The sequence below is a fragment of the Kocuria sp. U4B genome (genome assembly GCF_054875615.1).
Window position 1 is genome coordinate 1,729,429 of sequence record NZ_CM142180.1, and the last position, 18,425, is coordinate 1,747,853.

At 74.0% G+C, this 18,425-nt stretch carries 15 protein-coding genes; 3 read left to right on the forward strand and 12 right to left on the reverse strand.

Going from position 1 to position 18,425, the window contains the following annotated elements:
• Nucleotides 1-41: 41 nt before the first annotated feature.
• Both ACYSMR_RS08225 and ACYSMR_RS08230 read right to left on the reverse strand, forming a co-directional pair.
• A complete protein-coding gene (locus ACYSMR_RS08225; protein ID WP_461747902.1) occupies nucleotides 42-1,394 on the reverse strand; it encodes an MATE family efflux transporter in 1,353 nt (450 codons plus the stop codon).
• 23 nt (nucleotides 1,395-1,417) lie between these two features.
• Nucleotides 1,418-1,801 carry an RNA-binding S4 domain-containing protein gene (locus ACYSMR_RS08230; protein WP_251332804.1) on the reverse strand — a complete coding sequence of 128 codons (384 nt, stop codon included), beginning with the start codon at nucleotides 1,799-1,801 and terminating at the stop codon, nucleotides 1,418-1,420.
• A gap of 281 nt (nucleotides 1,802-2,082) precedes the next feature.
• Here ACYSMR_RS08230 and ACYSMR_RS08235 point away from each other — a divergent pair, with 281 nt between their 5' ends.
• Nucleotides 2,083-2,922 carry an ABC transporter substrate-binding protein gene (locus ACYSMR_RS08235; RefSeq protein WP_251332805.1) on the forward strand — a complete coding sequence of 280 codons (840 nt, stop codon included), beginning with the start codon at nucleotides 2,083-2,085 and terminating at the stop codon, nucleotides 2,920-2,922.
• A 165-nt stretch (nucleotides 2,923-3,087) separates the two neighbouring features.
• Nucleotides 3,088-5,067: a M13 family metallopeptidase gene (locus ACYSMR_RS08240; RefSeq protein WP_461747903.1), complete on the forward strand. Its 1,980-nt coding sequence runs from the start codon at nucleotides 3,088-3,090 to the stop codon at nucleotides 5,065-5,067.
• A gap of 81 nt (nucleotides 5,068-5,148) precedes the next feature.
• Here ACYSMR_RS08240 and ACYSMR_RS08245 read toward each other — a convergent pair whose 3' ends face one another.
• The 8 genes from ACYSMR_RS08245 to ACYSMR_RS08280 all read right to left on the reverse strand — a co-directional run bounded on the left by ACYSMR_RS08245 (nucleotide 5,149) and on the right by ACYSMR_RS08280 (nucleotide 15,786).
• Nucleotides 5,149-6,873: an amidase gene (locus ACYSMR_RS08245; protein ID WP_461747904.1), complete on the reverse strand. Its 1,725-nt coding sequence runs from the start codon at nucleotides 6,871-6,873 to the stop codon at nucleotides 5,149-5,151.
• Entirely contained in the window at nucleotides 6,870-7,976 is a 1,107-nt protein-coding gene (locus tag ACYSMR_RS08250; RefSeq protein WP_461747905.1) for an agmatine deiminase family protein, read from the reverse strand. The genes ACYSMR_RS08245 and ACYSMR_RS08250 overlap by 4 nt, the downstream gene beginning before the upstream one ends.
• Nucleotides 7,977-8,026: 50 nt before the next feature.
• The gene (locus ACYSMR_RS08255) at nucleotides 8,027-9,661 is read right to left on the reverse strand and encodes an amidohydrolase (protein WP_461747906.1); all 1,635 of its coding nucleotides are present in this window, start codon (nucleotides 9,659-9,661) and stop codon (nucleotides 8,027-8,029) included.
• 47 nt (nucleotides 9,662-9,708) lie between these two features.
• The gene (locus ACYSMR_RS08260) at nucleotides 9,709-10,962 is read right to left on the reverse strand and encodes an MFS transporter (protein WP_461747907.1); all 1,254 of its coding nucleotides are present in this window, start codon (nucleotides 10,960-10,962) and stop codon (nucleotides 9,709-9,711) included.
• A gap of 109 nt (nucleotides 10,963-11,071) precedes the next feature.
• A complete protein-coding gene (locus tag ACYSMR_RS08265; RefSeq protein ID WP_461747908.1) occupies nucleotides 11,072-11,689 on the reverse strand; it encodes a TetR/AcrR family transcriptional regulator C-terminal domain-containing protein in 618 nt (205 codons plus the stop codon).
• Nucleotides 11,690-11,807: 118 nt separating this feature from the next.
• The gene (locus ACYSMR_RS08270) at nucleotides 11,808-13,340 is read right to left on the reverse strand and encodes an APC family permease (protein WP_461747909.1); all 1,533 of its coding nucleotides are present in this window, start codon (nucleotides 13,338-13,340) and stop codon (nucleotides 11,808-11,810) included.
• A gap of 97 nt (nucleotides 13,341-13,437) precedes the next feature.
• Entirely contained in the window at nucleotides 13,438-14,895 is a 1,458-nt protein-coding gene (locus ACYSMR_RS08275) for a flavin monoamine oxidase family protein (protein WP_461747910.1), read from the reverse strand.
• A 159-nt stretch (nucleotides 14,896-15,054) separates the two neighbouring features.
• Complete coding sequence (locus ACYSMR_RS08280; RefSeq protein ID WP_461747911.1) at nucleotides 15,055-15,786, reverse strand: mycothiol-dependent nitroreductase Rv2466c family protein; 732 nt, start codon at nucleotides 15,784-15,786, stop codon at nucleotides 15,055-15,057.
• Nucleotides 15,787-15,902: 116 nt separating this feature from the next.
• On the opposite strand from ACYSMR_RS08280, the gene ACYSMR_RS08285 reads away from it, so the two are divergent.
• Entirely contained in the window at nucleotides 15,903-16,568 is a 666-nt protein-coding gene (locus ACYSMR_RS08285) for a TetR/AcrR family transcriptional regulator (protein ID WP_251332815.1), read from the forward strand.
• A 35-nt stretch (nucleotides 16,569-16,603) separates the two neighbouring features.
• On the opposite strand, the gene ACYSMR_RS08290 is transcribed toward ACYSMR_RS08285, so the two are convergent.
• Nucleotides 16,604-18,037, reverse strand: coding sequence for a gamma-aminobutyraldehyde dehydrogenase (locus tag ACYSMR_RS08290; RefSeq protein WP_251332816.1), 1,434 nt, complete (start codon nucleotides 18,035-18,037; stop codon nucleotides 16,604-16,606).
• 189 nt (nucleotides 18,038-18,226) lie between these two features.
• Nucleotides 18,227-18,424: a hypothetical protein gene (locus ACYSMR_RS08295; protein WP_309125045.1), complete on the reverse strand. Its 198-nt coding sequence runs from the start codon at nucleotides 18,422-18,424 to the stop codon at nucleotides 18,227-18,229.
• Nucleotide 18,425: the final 1 nt, after the last annotated feature.

Here is an 18,425-nt window from a genome sequence, read left to right on the forward strand (position 1 = left end):
GTAGGTGATCCGCGCCACACGGGCCGGTGGAATTCGGCTTGTTACCGTGCGTTGACCAGCAGCCACGTGTCGCCCCGCGCGCGCAGCCCGAGGGTCAGCGCGCGGGCCCCCAGGTAGCCGCCCGCGTAGGCGCTCCACAGCCACACCAGCCCGGCGGCGCCCGGACCGGCGAACGCCGCCACAAGGCCCAGGAGCGGCAGGTACAGGGCCAGGTTGAGCACGCCGGCCACCGCGAGATAGCGGGCGTCGCCCGCGCCGATGAGCACGCCGTCGAGGACGAACACGTAGGCCGCGAGCGGCTGGCCCACGGCGACGACGACGAGTGCCGCCGCGAACAGCGCCTGCACCCCGGGGTCGGGGCTGAGCAGGAAGCCCAGGCGCGTGCCGAGCAGGCCCACGAGCACGCCCGTGACCACGCCGAAGCCGAGACCCCAGGCGAGCAGCCGGTTCATGAGGTCGCGCAGCGCCCGGCGCTCGGCCGGGTCGGTGAGGTCGCGGGCGCCCATGTCCCGGCCCAGCAGGGCCTGGGCGGCGATGGCGAGGGCGTCCAGGGCGAAGGCCAGGAAGTTGAACACCGTCATCACGAGCTGGTGCGCGGCGAGGTTCTGGGCGCCCTGGCCCGTGACCACGAGGACGGTGGCAAGGATCGCGATCCGCAGCGACAGGGTGCGGAGCATGAGCCATGAGCCCACGGTCAGGTGCTCGCGCACGCGCGCCCACGACGTCGCCGCGCCCACCCCGTGCGCGCGGGCCAGCCGGCGCAGGATGCCCAGGAAGGCCAGGGCCATGGCCCACTGCACGGCGGACGTGCCGATCGCGGCGCCGGCCACCCCGAGCCCGGCCCCGTGGACGAGCACGAGGTTCAGCCCGGCGTTGGCGGCCGCCCCGGCCCCCGCGATGAGCAGCGGGGTCCTCGTGTCCTGCAGCCCCCGCAGCACGCCGGTCGCGGCGAGCACGACGAGCATGGGGGTCAGCCCGGGCAGGGACCAGTGCAGGTACGTCACCGCGTGCTCGAGGACGTCGCCGCGGGCGCCCATGAGCTCCAGCAGCGGCCGGGCGAGGGCCCAGCCCGCGGCGGAGAGGACCGCGCCGAGGCCCGCGGCGAGCCACAGGCCGTCCCGGCCCACCGCGACGGCCTCGGCGAGCCGGCCGGCCCCGAGGTGGCGGGCCACCGCCGGGGTGGTGCTGTAGGCGAGGAAGACCATGAGCCCCACCACGGTCTGCACCGCCGTCGCCGCCACGCCCACGCCCGCGAGCTGGGGCGTGCCGAGGTGGCCGACGATCGCGGAGTCCGCGAGCAGGAACAGCGGCTCCGCCACGAGCGCCCCGAAGGCCGGGACGGCCAGGGCGAGGATCTGGCGGTTGAGGTCGCGGGCGCGGGAGGTCGTGGTCACCGGACCAGGCTACCGACGCCCGGTCAGGCGGGCCCGCCGCCGCGGAGCCGGTCCATCTCCCGCCGGTCCTTCTTCGTGGGCCGGCCCGCGCCGCGGTCGCGCCGGGGCACCGCGGCGTGCAGGGGTGCCGGCGGGGGCGGGCTGTGGTCCACGTAGGCGGTCGCGGCCACGGGCGGGCCCACCCGCTTGACCAGCAGGCGCACGACCTCGAGCACCTGCTCGTGACCGGGGCGGCGCACGGTGACCCGCTGGCCCGGGCGCACGGGCTGGGCGGCCTTGACCGAGGTGCCGTCGATCCTGACGTGGCCCGCGCGGCACGCGGCCGTGGCCGCGGAGCGCGTCTTGAACACGCGCACCGCCCACAGCCACACGTCGACGCGGACGCTCGCGGGCTCCTGGGCCGTCATCACGGCCTGCCCGCAGGGGCAGGGACGCCGGGGGGGTCGATGGTTCCGGCCCGGTGGGGGACGTCGATGCAGGTCATGCGCTCCATTGTGCCCAACCCCGGCCCGGGCGGTCCGCGCCGGCGGCGCCGGGCCCACCGGGCAATGTGCTACCGACCGGTGTTCCGCAGCACATGTGCGGCGCGAATGCCCCTACACTGAGGCACATTCAGCGGTCGGCCGCCCGCGGGGCACGACGTCGCGTCCCGGAGCGGTCACCCACCTCCTGAGGGAAGGACAGATCCATGAAGAGCAGGTTCCGCGGGGCGGGCACCCTGTCCGTGCTGGCCGTCTCCGCACTGGCGCTGAGCGCGTGCTCGAGCACCGGGGGCGGCGAGCAGGCCGGCGGCGACGCGAGCGGCGGGGAGATCAGCCTGGTCACCCCGGGCACGCTCACGGTGTGCTCGGACATCCCCTACCGCCCCTTCGAGTACACGGAGGACGGGCAGACCGTCGGCTTCGACGTCGACCTGGTGAACAGCATCGCCGAGGACATGGGGGTGCAGACGGAGTTCATCCGCACCGGCTTCGAGGGCATCCAGTCGGGCGTGGCCCTGGACTCGAACCAGTGCGACCTCGCCGCCTCGGGGATGACCATCAACGAGCAGCGCGAGTCCGTCATGGACTTCTCGGACCCCTACCTCGACGACAACCTCGCCCTGCTGGTGGCCCCGGACGCCGACATCGACTCCTTGGCCGACGTCCAGGGCAAGCGCGTGGGCGTGCAGCAGGCCACCACGGGCGAGACCCAGGCCGAGGAGAACAACGCCGAGGTCGTGCAGTACGAGGACTCGGCCCTGATGATCCAGGGGCTCAACACCGGCGACGTCGAGGCCGTGATCGGCAACATCTCCGTGATGGGCCCGGCCATCACCGACAACCCCGAGCTGCGCCTGGTCGAGGAGATCGAGACCGGCGAGCAGCTGGGCCTGGCCGTGAAGACCGGCAACACCGCCCTGCTCGACCAGGTCAACGAGTCGCTGGCGGCCATGAAGGAGGACGGCACCCTCGAGGAGCTCGAGGGCAAGTGGCTGGGCACCGGGGAGGCCGCCGGATCGGCGAGCCCGGAGCCGTCCGCGAGCTGACGCACGGCACCACCCCGCGGGCCGAGCCGGGGCGGTGTGAGGAGCACCACGGACGCCGTGGCCCGCGCGGGGCGGGCCACGGCGTCGTCGTCCGTAGGCTGGGCGCAGGACGCGGCCCGCTCGGACCGCGAGACCCATGACCCCACGACGACAGGGGATGCGCCCGTGACGACCGCCTCCGGCCTCGAGCTGCAGCACGTCCACCCCGGTGTCCGCCCGCAGGACGACCTGTACCGCCACGTCAACGGCGGGTGGATCGAGGCCCACGAGCTGCCGGACGACCGCTCGGCCGACGGGGCGTCCGCGATCCTCACGGACCGCAACACCGAGCGGGTGCACGAGATCATCCAGGAGGCCCCGCCCGGTTCCCGCATGGGCGCGCTCTACCGCTCCTTCCTGGACGAGGAGGAGATCGAGCGCCGCGGCCGCGCCGCGCTGGAGCCCGACCTGGCGCTGCTGGACGCCGCCCGTGACAAGGACGGGCTCGCCCGCGCCTCGGCGGCCCTGCAGCGCACCGGCGTGGACGGGCTGCTGTCCTTCTTCGTGGAGAACGACTCCCGGGACTCCTCCCGCTACTCCTTCTTCCTGTGCCAGGACGGGCTGTCCCTGCCCTCGAAGTCCTACTACACGGACGCCGTGCACGAGCGGCTGCGGGCGGCGTTCACGGACCACGTCGCGGCGATGCTCGCGCTCGCCGGCCTCCCGGCGCACTGGGGGGTGGACCCCGCCCAGGCCGCCGCCACGGTGATGGCCATGGAGACCCAGCTGGCCGCCGCGCAGTGGGACACGGTCGCGGCCCGGGACGTCGAGGAGATGTACAACCCCGTGGACGTGGCCGGCCTGCACGCGATGGCGCCGGGCCTGCCGTGGGCCGCGTGGCTCGAGGGCATCGCCCCGGGCCGCGGCACGGGGATCTTCGACCGGATCATCGTGCGCCAGCCCTCGTTCGTGGCCGGGCTCGGCCGGCTGTGGCAGGCGTGGTCCGAGGAGCAGATCCGGATCTGGCACGCGTGGCGGATCGTGTCCAAGCGCGCCCCCTTCCTGCCCGGGACGTTCGTCGAGGAGAACTTCCGCTTCTACAGCACCGCGCTGTCCGGGATCACCCGCCCCCGCGAGCGCTGGAAGCGGGCCGAGTTCCTCGTCACCCGGATCCTGGGCGACGACGTGGCCCGGGCCTACACGGCCCGCTGGTTCCCGCCCGCGCACAAGGCCCGCATCGAGCAGCTCGTCGAGCACCTGCTGGCCGCCTACCGGGAGCGGATCGGGCGGCTGGAGTGGATGTCGGAGGCCACCCGGGCGCGCGCCCTCGAGAAGCTGTCCACGTTCACCGTCAAGGTCGGCTACCCGGAGACGTGGCGCGACTACTCCTCGCTGCGCCTGGACCCCCGGGACCTGCTCGGCAACGTCCGGGCCGGGCTGGCGCTGGAGCACGACCGGACCGTCGGGAAGATGGGCACCCCGGTGGACCGGGGCGAGTGGTTCCTCTACCCCCACTGGGTCAACGCCTACTTCCACCCCGTGCTCAACGAGGTCGTCTTCCCCGCCGGGATCCTCCAGCCGCCGTTCTTCGACATCGACGCCGACGACGCCGTCTGCTACGGCGCGATCGGCTCCGTCATCGGCCACGAGATCGGCCACGGCTTCGACGACCAGGGCGCCAAGTACGACGCGGCCGGCCACCTCGAGAACTGGTGGACCGAGGAGGACCGCGCCGAGTTCGCCCGGCGCACGGCCGCACTGGTCGCCCAGTACGACGGCTACACCCCCGGCGGACTGGACCCGGCCGAGCACCACGTCAGCGGCGCCTTCACCGTGGGGGAGAACATCGGGGACCTCGGCGGGCTCGAGATCTCCCTGGTGGCCTACCGGATGGCCCTGCGGGAGCGGGGGCTGGACCTGGACACCGCCCCGGTGCTCGACGGGCTGACGGGCCGGGAACGGTTCTTCTACGCCTACGCGGCGCTGTGGCGCTCGACCGCCCGGCAGCAGGAGCTGGTCAACCGGCTCGCCACCGACCCGCACGCCCCCGAGGAGTTCCGCTGCAACGGCGTGGTGCGCAACATGGACGCCTTCCACGCGACGTTCGCGACGTGCCCCGGGGACGGGCTGTGGCTCGCCCCCGGGGAGCGGGTGCACATCTGGTGACCTCAGTGCGCGGGCCCGGCACCGGTCAGCACCCGATCTGCCCGAGCAGGCCCGTGCCGGCGGCTCACCGCACCGGCACGGTCACCCCTGCAGGGGCGGGGTGCGCGGCGGGGCGGTGCGGCGGGCGCCGGTGGCCTCGAACGCTGCCGCCAGGCGCAGGAGCTCCGTGTCGTCCCAGGCGCGGCCGGCGATCGTGAGCCCGACGGGCATGCCGATGTCGGCCATCGTGCCCATCGGCACGGTCACCGTGGGGATGCCGAGGTGCCGGGGCACGAGGTTGCCGTTGGCCACCCACACGCCGTTGCGCCACGCGAGCTCCGCGGACGCCTCGTCGACGTCGGCGTCGGCCGGGCCGACGTCGGCGACGGCCGGGAAGACGACGGCGTCGAGGCCGCGCTCGTCCATCCACTGCTCGAGGTCCACGCGGCGCGTCCGCTCGAGCCCGCGCAGCCCGTCCTCCAGGCCGGGGATCCCGGTGAGCACGGGGACGCCGTGCTCGCGCACGAACACCGGGTAGTCGGCGATGTCGTCGTCGAAGCCGTCGTAGCGGTCGGGCAGCGCGCCGGCCGGGTGGGGGAAGATCCTGGCGCCGTCGACGTCGGCGAGGTGGTGCAGGGCGGGGTCGCCGTTGGCGGCGAGGAAGTCGTGCCAGGACCAGGCGGAGAGGTCGAGGATCTCCCGGCGCAGGTACTCGGGGCTCACGAACCCGCGGGTGGCGATGGTCGGGGCGCCGGGGCGGTCGCCCTCGTAGTTGGTGACGGCGGGGAAGTCGACCTCGACGACCTCGGCGCCGGCGGCCTCGAGGTCGCGGCGGGCGGCCTCCCAGAGGGCGAGCACCGACGCGCGCGGCTCGATGCGCCGCCCGGTCGGCCCGCCGATCCCCGGGTGCTCCGCGGTGCCGGCCTCGGGGTCGGCCCCGATGTACATGCGCGGCACGCCCAGGCGCACGCCGGTCAGGACCCGGGCGGCCGCGGCGGCGTCGGCCACCTCGAGGGCGCGGTAGGAGGCGGGGCGCACGGCCGACGCCGTCGGGATCTCGACCCAGGGCTGCACGCGCCAGAAGTCGCCGCGGGTCTCGGCGTCGTCGGCGACGACCACGTCGAGCACCTCGAGCAGGTCCGCCATGGTGCGGGTGTGCGGCACGACGACGTCCATCGTCGGCACGAGCGGCCAGTTGCCGCGCACGGAGATGATCCCGCGCGAGGGGGTGTAGGCGCACAGCGCGTTGTTGGAGGCCGGCGCCCGGCCCGAGGACCAGGTCTCCTCGCCGAGGCCGAACGCCGCGAAGGAGGCCGCCGTCGCCGTGCCCGAGCCGTTGGAGGAGCCCGAGCCGAAGGCCGCGGTGAGGTGGTCGGCGCTGTACGGGCTCTCGGCGCGGCCGTAGACGCCGCGCTGCATGCCGCCGTTGGCCATCGGGGGCATGTTGGTCAGCCCGATCAGCACCGCGCCTCCCGCGCGCAGGCGCTCGATCGTGAACGCGTCGCGCTGGGCGATGAGATGCTCGAACGCGGGCGAGCCCGCGGCCACGGTGAGCCCGCGCACCTGGTAGCTGTCCTTGGCGGTGTACGGGATGCCGTCCAGCGGGCCCAGCGTCTGCCCCCGGGCGCGGCGGGCGTCGGAGGCGCGGGCCTCGGCCAGGGCCTCCGGGTTGTCCACCACCACGGCGTTGAGGCAGGGGCCGCCCCGGTCGTAGGCGGCGATCCGCTCGAGGTAGAGCCGGACCAGCTCCTCGCTCGTCGTGCGCCCGGCCTCCAGGGCGGCGCGCAGCTGCCCGATGGTCGCCTCGACGACGTCGACGGTGCTCATCGGCGGCCCTGCCCGTGCCCGGCGCCCGTGCGGGCGGCCGGCTGCTGCTGGGTGATGCAGTGGATGCCGCCGCCGAAGGCGAAGATGTCGCGGGCGTCGACCAGCTCGACGGCCCGCCCGGGGTAGGCCTGCCCGAGGATCCGGGCGGCGACGGCGTCGTTCGGGTCGTCGAAGGCGCACAGCACGACGACGCCGTTGGCGACGTAGTGGTTGATGTAGGAGAAGTCGACGAACCCGTCGCCGGCGTCGAGGACGGTGGGGGCGGGGACGTCGACGACGCGCAGCCGGCGGCCCTGCGCGTCGGTGGCCGCCTCCAGCACGGCGCGGATCTGCCGGGACACCTCGAAGTCCGGGTGGGCCGGGTCGTCCTGGCGGTGCACCAGGACGGTGCCCGGGCCGGCGAAGGCGGCCACGATGTCGACGTGGCCGCGGGTGCCGAACTCGTCGTAGTCGCGGGTCAGCCCGCGGGGCAGCCAGATCGCCCTGGTGGTGCCCAGCCGGGCGTGGATCTCGGCCTCGACCTGCTCCTTGGTGGCGCCGGGGTTGCGGCCGGGGTCCAGCTGCACGGTCTCGGTGAGCAGGACGGTGCCCTCGCCGTCGACGTGGAAGCCCCCGCCCTCGTTGACCAGGGCGCTGGGGACCACCTCCGCACCCGACCGCTCGGCGACGAAGCGGCCCAGGTGCTGGTCGCTCCCCCAGGCGGCCCACTCCTGGGCGCCCCAGCCGTTGAACACCCAGTCCACGGCGGCCACCGACCCGTCGGCCCCGTGGGCGAAGGTGGGCCCGGAGTCGCGCAGCCAGGCGTCGTCCAGGGGGGCCTGGACGACCTCGATCCCCTCCCCCAGTGCGGCCCGGGCCGCGGCCGCGTCGACGGGGTCGGCCACGACGGTCACGGGCTCGTGGCGGGCGATCGTGCGGGCCACGGCCGACCAGGCGCGGCGGGCCCGCTCCAGGGTGTCGGACCAGGCGGGGCCGAAGGTGTCGTTGGGGGGCGGGAAGGCCATCCAGGTCCGCTCGTGGGGAGCCCACTCGGCGGGCATCACGGTGGCCGTCGTGGCGGCCGCCGCGGCGGGGTCGGCGGCGGGGCGGGTGGCAGGGTGCATGGTCTCGGTCTCCTGGGGTCGGTCGGTGGTCGGGGTCGGGGGCGCGGCGCTCAGGCCACCGCGGCGGCCGCGGCGAAGGCGATGCGGCCGCCGACGGCGGTCAGGCGCGCCCGGTTGGTCAGCAGCCGGGCCGCCTCGGCGGCGAAGGGGTCGGCCTCGAGGACGGTGAAGTCGGCGAGGTGTCCGGCGAGGATGCGGCCCTCCTGGTGCTCGGCGCGGCAGGAGAAGGCGGCGTCGCGGGTGGCGTGGCACAGGGCGTCGGCCAGGTCCAGGGCGTAGCCGGGCACGTTGGCGGGCAGCGAGGGGTCCAGCGCCGACCTGCGGGTGGTGGCCACGTACAGGTTGGGCAGCGGCTGGTGGGGGGCGGTGGGCGCGTCCGTGCTGATCGCCAGGGTGGCGCCGGCGGCGAGGAACTCGGTCCACGGGTAGGCCCGCTCGGTGCGGGGCCCGCCCAGCACGGCCCGCCAGTTGTCCTGGATGGCCGGGTCGGCGTGGACCGGCTGCACGGAGGCCACCACGCCGAGGGCGGCCAGGCGGCGCACGCTGGCCTCGGTGACCGTCTCCAGGTGCTCGATCCGGTGGCGGCGGTCCCGGGGGCCGTTGATCCTGTGGGCCTGCTCGAGGGCGTCCAGGGCGATCTCGGAGGCCTCGTCGCCGATGGCGTGCAGGGCGACCTGCAGCCCGGCGGCGTCGGCGGCGACCACCACCGGCGTCAGCGACTCCCGGTCCCAGATGGGCTCGCACGTGCTGCCGTCGGCGTAGGGCTCCTTCATGGCCGCGGTGCAGCTGTCGATGACGCCGTCGACGACGAGCTTGATCCCGCAGATGCGCAGCCACTCCCCGGAGAGCTCCTGGGCCAGCTGCGCCGCCCGGGCGACCTGGGCGAGGTTCTCCGCGTCGCTGCCGCGGCGGTGGACGAGCCAGTGGCCCTTCACGCGCAGGGGCAGGGAGCCGCCGTGGCGCTGGGCGGCACGGCGGAAGGCGGCGAGGTCGTCGTCCTGGACGGCCATGTCCACGGCGCCGGTGACGCCGACGGCCAGGTAGTGCTCGAACGCCGACTCCAGCTGGGCGTCGCGGTCGGCGTCGGTGGTCGCCCGGGCGAGGGCGGGCCAGACGATCTGCTGGGCGGCGGTCTCATAAAGCATCCCGTCGGCGGCCCCGGTCACGGGGTCGCGGCTGATCCGGCCGCCGATCGGGTCCGGTGTCGCGTCCCCGATGCCCAGCTCCGCCAGGGCTGCGCTGTTGACCCACACCGAGTGCAGGTCGTTGGCGTCGAGGTAGACGGGGCGGTCGGGGACGGCCTCGTCGAGCAGCTGCCGGGTCGGCGCCGCGCCGCCGAGGGCGCTGTAGAGCCACCCGGCCCCCAGGATCCGGGGCGCGTGCGGGTTCTGCCCGGCCGCCCGGCGCAGCCGCCGCTGGAGCTCGGGAAGGTCCGCGGCGTCGCGCAGCGCCACCTTCTGCAGGGCCTGACCGGTCATCAGCAGGTGGGTGTGGGCGTCGATGATCCCCGGCAGGACGAACCCCCCGGCGAGGTCCACCTCGGCGGCGCCGGGTCCTGCGGCGCGCCGCGCTCCGGCCTCGTCGCCGACGTACAGGAAGCGCTGGCCCTCGACGACGAAGGCCGCGGCGTCGGCGCCGTCGGCGGTGAACACGGTGGCGTGGGTGTACAGGGTGCGTGTGGGCACGGGACTGCTCTCCGTTCGCGGGGAGGAGGACGGTGGAGTGGGGGACATCAGACGATCGCCGCCTGCGGGAACCCGGGCTCCGGCACCGGCCGGGCGGCGGCCTCGACCCGCACGGAGCGGCGGGAGATCAGGACGAGGGGGACCAGCAGGACGAACGTCATCCCGGCGAGGACGACGCCCAGCACGGGGTAGCCGGCGGCGGCCGAGAGGGCGGTGCCGAGGACGGGGGCGAAGGAGGACCCGATGAGGTAGACCCCCAGCACCGGGGCCGACCACTTCCCCGAGGCGTCCAGGGCGGCGGCGACAGCGACGATGTAGATGAAGGCCAGCATGTAGATCGTGTTCCAGGCGATGACGACCACCATGTACCACCCGGGATCGGTCACCGTCCCGGCCAGCAGCTTCAGCACGCCCCCGGCCACCAGGGCGACCGCCAGCGGCACCGTGCGGCCCAGGCGCGGCCCGGCGAGCCCCACGAGGGCCGAGGCGATCAGCCCGCCGAGGGTGGACAGGCTCAGCACCAGGCCCATCCCGGTCTCGTCGAGTCCGGCCTGCTCGGCCCCCATCGTGGCCGCGACCGCCCACAGCGAGTCCTCGCTCAGCGCCCACAGGGCGAAGCAGACCAGCAGCCCGATGCCGGTGACCGTCGTCGCCCGGGACGTGGTGGCCGGCGCGGCGGCGGAGGCTCCGGCGGTGGTCGCGGTGGTGGCGGCCGCCTCCGGTGCGGGGCGGTCGGGCAGCCACCCCGCGGTGAGCAGCGCGGCCAGGGCCAGGCCCGCGAGCAGGCCGAAGGCGCTGCCCGTGCCCGCGCCCAGCACGGGGATCACGAACAGGACCACCGAGACGATCGCGCGGTTGGCGAATCCGCTGATGCCCGAGGCGCGGTCGGGGTTGCGCAGCGCGCCCAGGGCCGCTCCCCCGGCGGAGACCGCCCCGCCCGCGCCCAGGCCCCCGACCACGACGCCGGCCACGGCCACCGGCACGGAGGGAACGAAGGCGGCGGCGCCGAAGCCCAGGGCGGTCAGGGCCAGGCCGGCGCGGGCCACGGCGTGGCGCCCGGACCGGGCCGCCCAGCGGGAGGTGGCCAGGCAGGACGCGGCGCAGGCCAGCAGCGCCACCGTCATCAGCGTCCCGGCCCCCGTGACGGAGAAGCCGAGGTCACCGGTGAGTGCCACGATCATCACCGGGACCAGGTTGGCGGTCATGAAGCCGACCACGCTGATCCCGAAGACGGACACGGCGCGGGCGGCCGTCAGCGGGACACGGCCGGAGTCGTCCGGCACAGGGCGGTTCTCGGGCATGGTCTTCCCCCGTCGGTGGAGTCGGAAGTGAGTGCCGTCACATTAAATGAAAGGCTTTCATTAGTATGTGGGCGGCCCGGCGGCACGGCAAGGGTTTGATGAAAGGCTTTCAGTGAAGTTCGTGCAGCACCTGCGCCCGCAGTCCGGCGATCAGCACCTCGAGCCCGAAGGCGAAGGCCGCCTCGGCGCGCTCCTCCACGGTGCCGAGGCGCTCGATGACCCGGCTCAGGACGGGGAAGCCGCCCTCCGGCGGGGCCCAGACCACCTCGGGCGCCGTCAGGTCGAGGGCCGAGCCCAGGGCCAGGTAGTCGATCGCCGAGACGGCCGGGACGATCGCCTCGCGCGCCAGCCCGGCGCGCTCGAGGACGACGGCCATGTCCTCGTACACCGCGATCACCCCCGGGTCCTGGACGGTCTGGGTGATCAGCAGGGGCACCAGGCGCGGATGGGCGACCATGCAGTCCCGGTAGGCCCGCACGAGCGCCCGCAGCGCGTCCTCCCACGGCAGGTTCTCGACGTCGACCGGCGCCGGGTCCGCGAACACCCGGCCGCGCATCAGCTCGACGATGTGCTCCCGGTTGTCGATGTGGTTGTACAGCGCGGACTGGCTGACCCCGAGACGCCGGGCGATCCGGGGGAAGCTGAAGTCCCCCGTCTCGTCCACCAGGGCGAGGGCGGCGGTGACGATGGCCTCGACCGACAGCAGCGGTGAGCGGGGACGCGGCATGGTGGGGCTCCTCGGGTAGCGCGGCTGCTGACGAATCTACCGAGGATCCGCCCACGGCACCGCGCGGCGGACCGGGGCGCCCCCGGACCGCCGCGCGGCCCCCGATCGCCGGCCGGGCTCAGTCGAGCACCGGCAGCTCCGTGGTCTCGAAGCGCTCCCGGAAGAAGGACGGGTCGCGGCGGTACTGCAGGAGCATCACCACGAGGCCCAGCAGCAGGATGCCCACCCCCAGCACGAACACGAGGCCCACCCCGCCGATCTCCGAGCCGGAGCCGTACTCCGGGTCCATCGAGTCGTAGGACGTCTGCACGAAGAAGACCAGCAGCAGGATCCCGCCCAGCAGCGGCGCCAGGAACTTCGCCAGGAAGTCCTTGGCGCTGCGCAGCGCGTCGCCGCGGAAGTACCACACGCAGGCCAGGGCGGTGACGCCGTAGTAGAAGCACACCATCATGCCCAGCGTGGTGATGGTGTCCCACAGGACGTTCTCGGAGACCACGCGCATCACCGCGTAGAACACGGAGGCGATCACGGCCGAGGCCACGGTGGCGTAGCCCGGGGACCGGAAGCGGGAGGCGATCCGGGCGTACTTCGCCGGCAGGGCCCCGTAGTGGCCCATGGCCAGCATTGTGCGGGCCGGGGAGATCATGGTCGACTGCAGCGAGGCCGCCGAGGAGGACAGCACGGCGAGGGACATGAGGATGGCGAACGGGCCCATGACCGGTCCGGCGAGCGACGCGAAGATGTTCTCCTGGATCTCCTCGTTGCCCAGGCCCAGGCCCTCGGCCGAGATCCCCGAGTACGACAGCACGGCGAGCGCCACGGCCATGTACAGGGCGACGATCACGAGGATCGTCGCGATGGCCGACTTCCCGGGCGTGGTCGCCGCCCCCCGGCTCTCCTCGTTGAGGGTGAGCACCACGTCCCAGCCCCAGTAGATGAACACGGACAGGGAGACCCCGGCGGCGAACGCGGAGAAGGAGTCGATGCCGAGCGGGTTGAACCACTCCGGGCGCAGGGTCAGTCCGTCGAAGGCCGTGCCGCCGGCCACGTGGCCGAACGCCGCGACGGAGAACCACAGCAGCACGAGCAGCTGGAAGGCCACGAGCACGTACTGGACCACCTTGGTGGCCTCCATGCCGCGGTAGGAGACCCACGCCGCGACGGCCACGAACGCCAGGCAGGTGGCGACGTTGACGGGCACGTTGCGGGTGAGCTCGGCGATCGCGTCGTTGCCCGTGAGCTGGGCGAGCGCCAGGTAGAAGAAGTCCACCGCGATGCCCGCCAGGTTGGACAGCACCAGGATCGTCGCGGCCAGCAGCCCCCAGCTGCCCATCCAGCCCACCCACGGGCCGAAGGCCTTGGAGACCCAGGTGAACGTCGTCCCGGAGTCCGGCATGGCCCGGTTGAGCTGCCGGTAGCCCACGGCCACGAGGAGCATGGGGAGGAAGCCGACCAGCAGGATCGCCGGGAGGTGGGTGCCCACCTCGGCGGCGGTCGGGCCGAGGGCCCCGGAGAGGGTGTAGGCCGGGGCGATGGTGGACACGCCGATGACCACGGAGCCGAGCAGGCCCACGGAGCCCTTGCTGAGCCCCTTGTCGTGCCCCGCGACCTGCCGGTCCGTGCGGGCTGCTTCGTTGGTGCCTGCGCTCATGACGCGGCCTCCTTGTCCTGGACCGGCCGGGGCGCGACGGCCACCGGCACGGGGAGCTGGCTGAGGATGCGGGCGGGGGCCCCGCCCGGGGCCGCCGTCATCGCGACGCGCCCTCGAGCACGGCGGTGCCGGCGGTCGGGGTGGTGGTGCCGAGGACCTCGGACGCGGCGAGACGGCCCTGGCGCAGGGCGCCGTCGACGTGCTGGTAGCCCTCGGCGGCGAGGTCGGAGCAGGCCCAGCGGATCGGGCCCACGGGGGTGCGCTGGTGGGCTCCGTAGCGGTGCAGCCCGCCGAGGTCGTAGCTGGCGGCGTAGGCGCCGCGGGTCCACTCCTCGGAGCCGAAGTCGGACTCGTAGTAGACGACCGGTTCCAGCGCCTCGTCCCCGAGGTAGCGGGCGATGGACTCCAGGATGGCCCGCCGGCGCTGCTCGGCGTCCAGCGCGAACACCTCGTCGGCCTTCTCGTCGGAGACGAAGCCCACCAGGGTGCCGCGGGGGTCGGCGTGGTTGGTGTTGTCGTAGACCTCCTGGACGAGCTCCCCGGCCCCGAACCCGGTGCCGGACAGGCCCGCCTCCCGCCAGAACGGCCTCTCGTAGACGGCGTGCACCTTGATCACCAGGCCCAGGGACTGGTGCTGGTGCATCTGGTGCTGCAGCCGGGGCAGGGGCGGCTCGAAGGAGATGCGGGAGTAGAGGTTCGGCGGGACCGCCACCACCACGTCGCGCGCCTTCACGGTGAGCCGGTCGGACCACACGGTGACCGGGGTGCCAGGCACGTGCTCGGCGTAGGTGTCCTCGGGCCCGCCCCAGCGGATCGTGCGCACCGGGGTGCCCAGGAACACCACGTCCTCGCCCAGCTGGGCGGCCATGGTCTCGGAGACCGACTGCATGCCCCCGACCACGCGGCGGTCGAGGATGAAGTCCTCGTCCACGAGGTTCGAGAAGGACCCGGCGGAGGCGGCCATGAGCACGGCCTGCAGGGCGGAGAACGCGTGGGAGGGCTTGGTGAGCATCGCCCCGGCGATGAACATGCCGATGTTGGTGCACGCCTCCTCGTCGTCGGACTGGGCCCGCAGCCAGTGATGGAAGGAGACGGTGTCCAGCTCCCGGGCCAGCGGGTGCGCCCACGGCTGGGCGACGCCGATCTGCTCGACGAGGTCGTCGAGGATGCCGATGAGCTTCTCCATCTCGGCCACGGTCCGCTCGGACGCCGGGAAGAGAGAGCCGGAGTAGGTCCGGCGCACCCCGTCCGAGCCGATGTAGACGGAGGCGCCCTCGCGGTAGCGGGCGAAGGTCTCCAGCCCCAGCTCCTCGACCAGGCCCAGCAGCTCCGTCTGGTCCGGGGAGATCCACTGCCCGCCGATCTCGAGGAACGCCCCGTCGACCGTCTTCGACCAGGTGCGCCCGCCCACGCGGTCGCGGGCCTCCAGCACGGCCACGGACTTCCCGGCTGCCACGAGGGTGCGGGCGGCCGTCAGCCCCGCGGGCCCGGCGCCCACCACCACGACGTCGCGCTCGATCGCCGTCTCGCTGCCCAGGGTTCTCTGGTCGGTCACTGTGTTCTCCTTCACACTCAAAATGAATTAGATTCATTAAGAGGCACGGGGGCGCTGCCCGTCAAGGGGCGAAACGAAGTGTTCACACGGCGCCCCCGGCCCCGGACGCCGCACGGGGGCGCCCCGGACCGGGGACGGGGGCGGGGATCGGGGGACGGCCTACTTCTTGGTGCGCCGGCTCCCGGCGTGCCAGTCCTCCTGCACGCCGGCCCCCTCGGGCTCCACCCCGAGGCCGCGCAGCCGGGGCCGTTCCCGCAGGCTGCGCTTGAGCTCCGCGAACCCCGGGAACCGGGCGAGCGCCACCACGTGGTCCCACAGCTCGACGGCCTCCTCCTCCCGCGGCAGGCGGCTGATCACCGGGCCGAAGAAGGCGACGCCCTCCGGGGGCTCGAAGTGGATGACGGGCGTGCCGACGTCCTTGCCCGTGAGCGCCAGCGCCTCCTCGGTCTCCGCGCGCACCACGGCGTCCAAGGAGTCGTCCTCGAGGGCCTCGGCGAGGCCGGCCGGGAGCCCCGCGGCGGCGAGCACGGGCTCCAGGAACGGCCGCGTGCCCCGGCGGTCCTTGCGGGGGTCCTCCTCCGCCGGCAGGGGGTCGGAGTCGAAGATGCGGGCCCCGAGGGCGGAGTACAGGGCGCCGACGGCCTCGCGCCCGTGCTCCTCGCGGGTGCGGGCGGCCACCCGCAGCAGGCGCAGGCCCGCGGTGTGGCCGGCCTCGTACTCGGGCGGGAACCACGCGTCGTAGTCGACGTCCGCGTTGAGCAGGCGCAGGGAGATGAAGCGCCAGTCCACCCGGTGGTCCCGCTGGTCGCCGACCGTGCGGACCCACTGGCTGGTCATCCAGGCGAACGGGCAGACGGGGTCGAAGTAGAAGTGGATGTCGGCGGGCCTCATCGCCCCCACGCTAGGAGCGGCCCCGGCGGCGGTCAAGGAGGACCGGAGGTCGCCGCGGCCCTAGACTCGAGGAACCCGCGCCCGCCCCGCAGCCCCGCTCCCAGGAGGACCCGACCATGGCATCCGCCAGAACCGCTCCTCGCCGGCGCGGCCGCCCGACCCAGCCGGTGCTGTCGGTGGAGGGGATCACGGACGCGGCGATCAGGATCGTCAGCACCCGCGGCTACCAGCACCTGACGATGACCGAGCTCGCCCGCGAGCTGAAGGTCTCGGCGTCGGCGCTGTACAACCACACGCCCTCCAAGCGGGACGTGCTCATCCGGGTCCAGGACCGGATCAACGGCGGCATCGACCGCTCCGGCTTCGGCGAGCTGCCCTGGGACGAGGCCCTCGAGCAGTGGGCGCGGTCCTACCGCGACTGCTACGCCCAGCACACGCCCCTGATCCCGATCATGGCCGTGCTGCCGGTCGCGAACTCGCCCCACACCCTCCAGATGTACGAGACGGTGGCCCGGGGCCTCGCCGACGCCGGCTGGGACCGCTCGTGGATCGTGGACGCGATCGTGTCGGTCGAGTCGCTGGTCTTCGGCGCGGCCTACGACGCCACGGCGCCCGCGGACATCTTCGACCCGGGGGACCGGGCCGACCTGGCCCCGGTGTTCGCGGACGCCGTGCGCGCGCGTCCGGCCGACGCGCGGGAGGCCGCCGACCAGGCGTTCGACGTCGCCCTGCGCGCGATGCTGGACGGCTTCCGGGCGCGCCTCGCGGCCGGGCGGGACTGAGCCCGCCCGGCCGCGCCCGGCAGCCCGCGGACCGCTCAGACGTCCAGCGCGTGCATGACGTGCTTGACCTGCGTGTACTCCTCGACGGAGTAGAGCGAGAGGTCCTTGCCGTAGCCGGAGTTCTTGAACCCGCCGTGCGGCATCTCGGAGACGAGCATGACGTGGGTGTTGACCCACACGCAGCCGAACTCGAGCTCGCGCGAGACGCGCATGGCGGTGCCGTGGTCGGTGGTCCACACGCTCGAGGCGAGGGCGTAGTCGACGTCGTTGGCCAGCTCGAGGGCCTCCGCCTCCGTGGCGAACGGCTGCACGGTGAGCACGGGGCCGAAGGTCTCGTCCTGGACGAGCTCGTCGTCCTGGTGCACCCCGGTGACCACCGTGGGCTCGAAGAAGTAGCCGGGGGAGCCCTCGACCGGCTTGCCTCCCGCCACCACCGTGGCGTGCTCGGGCAGCTCGGCGAGCTTGCGGCAGACGGTCTCGAAGTGGTGGACGTTGTTGAGCGGGCCGTAGAAGTTCCTGGAGTCGTCCGGGTCCCCCGTGACGATGTCGCGGGCCGCCGCGGCGAGCAGCTGCACGAACTCGTCGTGGACGCTGTCCTGGACGAGCACGCGGGTCACGGCGGTGCAGTCCTGGCCGGCGTTGAACGTGCCGAACTCCACGAGGGCCTTCGCGGCCGCCGGCAGGTCCGCGTCCGCGAAGACGAGGGCGGGCGCCTTCCCGCCCAGCTCGAGGTGGCCGCGCGTGAGGTTCTGCGCGGCGGCGAGGGCGACCGCGCGCCCGGCGCGCACGGAGCCGGTGATGGAGACCATCGCCGGGACCCGGTGCCCGGTCATGAGCGCGCCCGTCGAGGCGTCCCCGAGCAGGACGTTGACCACGCCGGCGGGGAAGATCCCGTCGATCAGCCGGGCCAGGACGAGGGTGGACTCGGGGGTGGTGTCCGAGGGCTTGAGCACGACGGTGTTGCCGGCCGCGAGCGCGGGACCGAGCTTCCAGATCGCCATGAGCAGCGGGTAGTTCCAGGGCGTGACCTGGGCGACGACGCCGACCGGCTCGCGCCGCACGTACGAGGTGTGCTCGCCGAGGTACTCCCCCGCGGCCTTGCCCTCGAGGGTGCGGGCGGCGCCGGCGAAGAAGCGGAGGTTGTCGGCGCCCGCGCCGACCTCCTCGTCCGCGATCATCTGGCGGGGCTGGCCGGTGTTGCGGTGCTGGGCGTCGACGAGCTCGGCACTGTGGGCCTCGAGCGCGTCCGCGAGCTTGAGCAGCATCATCTGCCGTTCGCTCGGCGTGGTGCGCCGCCAGGTCCGGAACGCGCGCTTGGCGGCGGCGAAGGCCTGGTCGACGTCCGTGGCGTCGGAGACGGGTGACACCGCGGCGGTCCGGCCCGTGGTGGGGTCGACGACGTCGATCCGTCCGGTGCCGTGGGCGTCGACGAAGGCGCCGTCGACGTAGTTCTGCAGCACGTCGCTCATGGTGTGTCCTCTCTGCGGGGCGTGCACGTGGTTGCCGCCACTCTAAATGAGTGGCATTCATTTTAGAAGAGCTCCGCGTGATCCCGGGCACGGCCCGGCCCCGGCGGGCCGGCGCCCGGGCGGGCACGGGGTCGCCCCCCGCCCGCCGCGGGTGCGGTGGCCAGGGGGCGACGGGACGTGCGGAGCGGGCTACTTGGCGTGGCGGGCCAGCAGCTCCTCCACGACGCCGGGATCGGCGCTGCGGAGGTCCCAGCTGCCGGAGGTGTCGTGGTAGTCCTGGGCGGCCTCGGTGATCTTGAACGCGCTGGCATCGCGCGGAGGGGTCGAGGTCTCGAGCACGTGGATCAGGTGGGTCTCGGCGGCGGCCAGGGCCTGGGGGTCGTACATG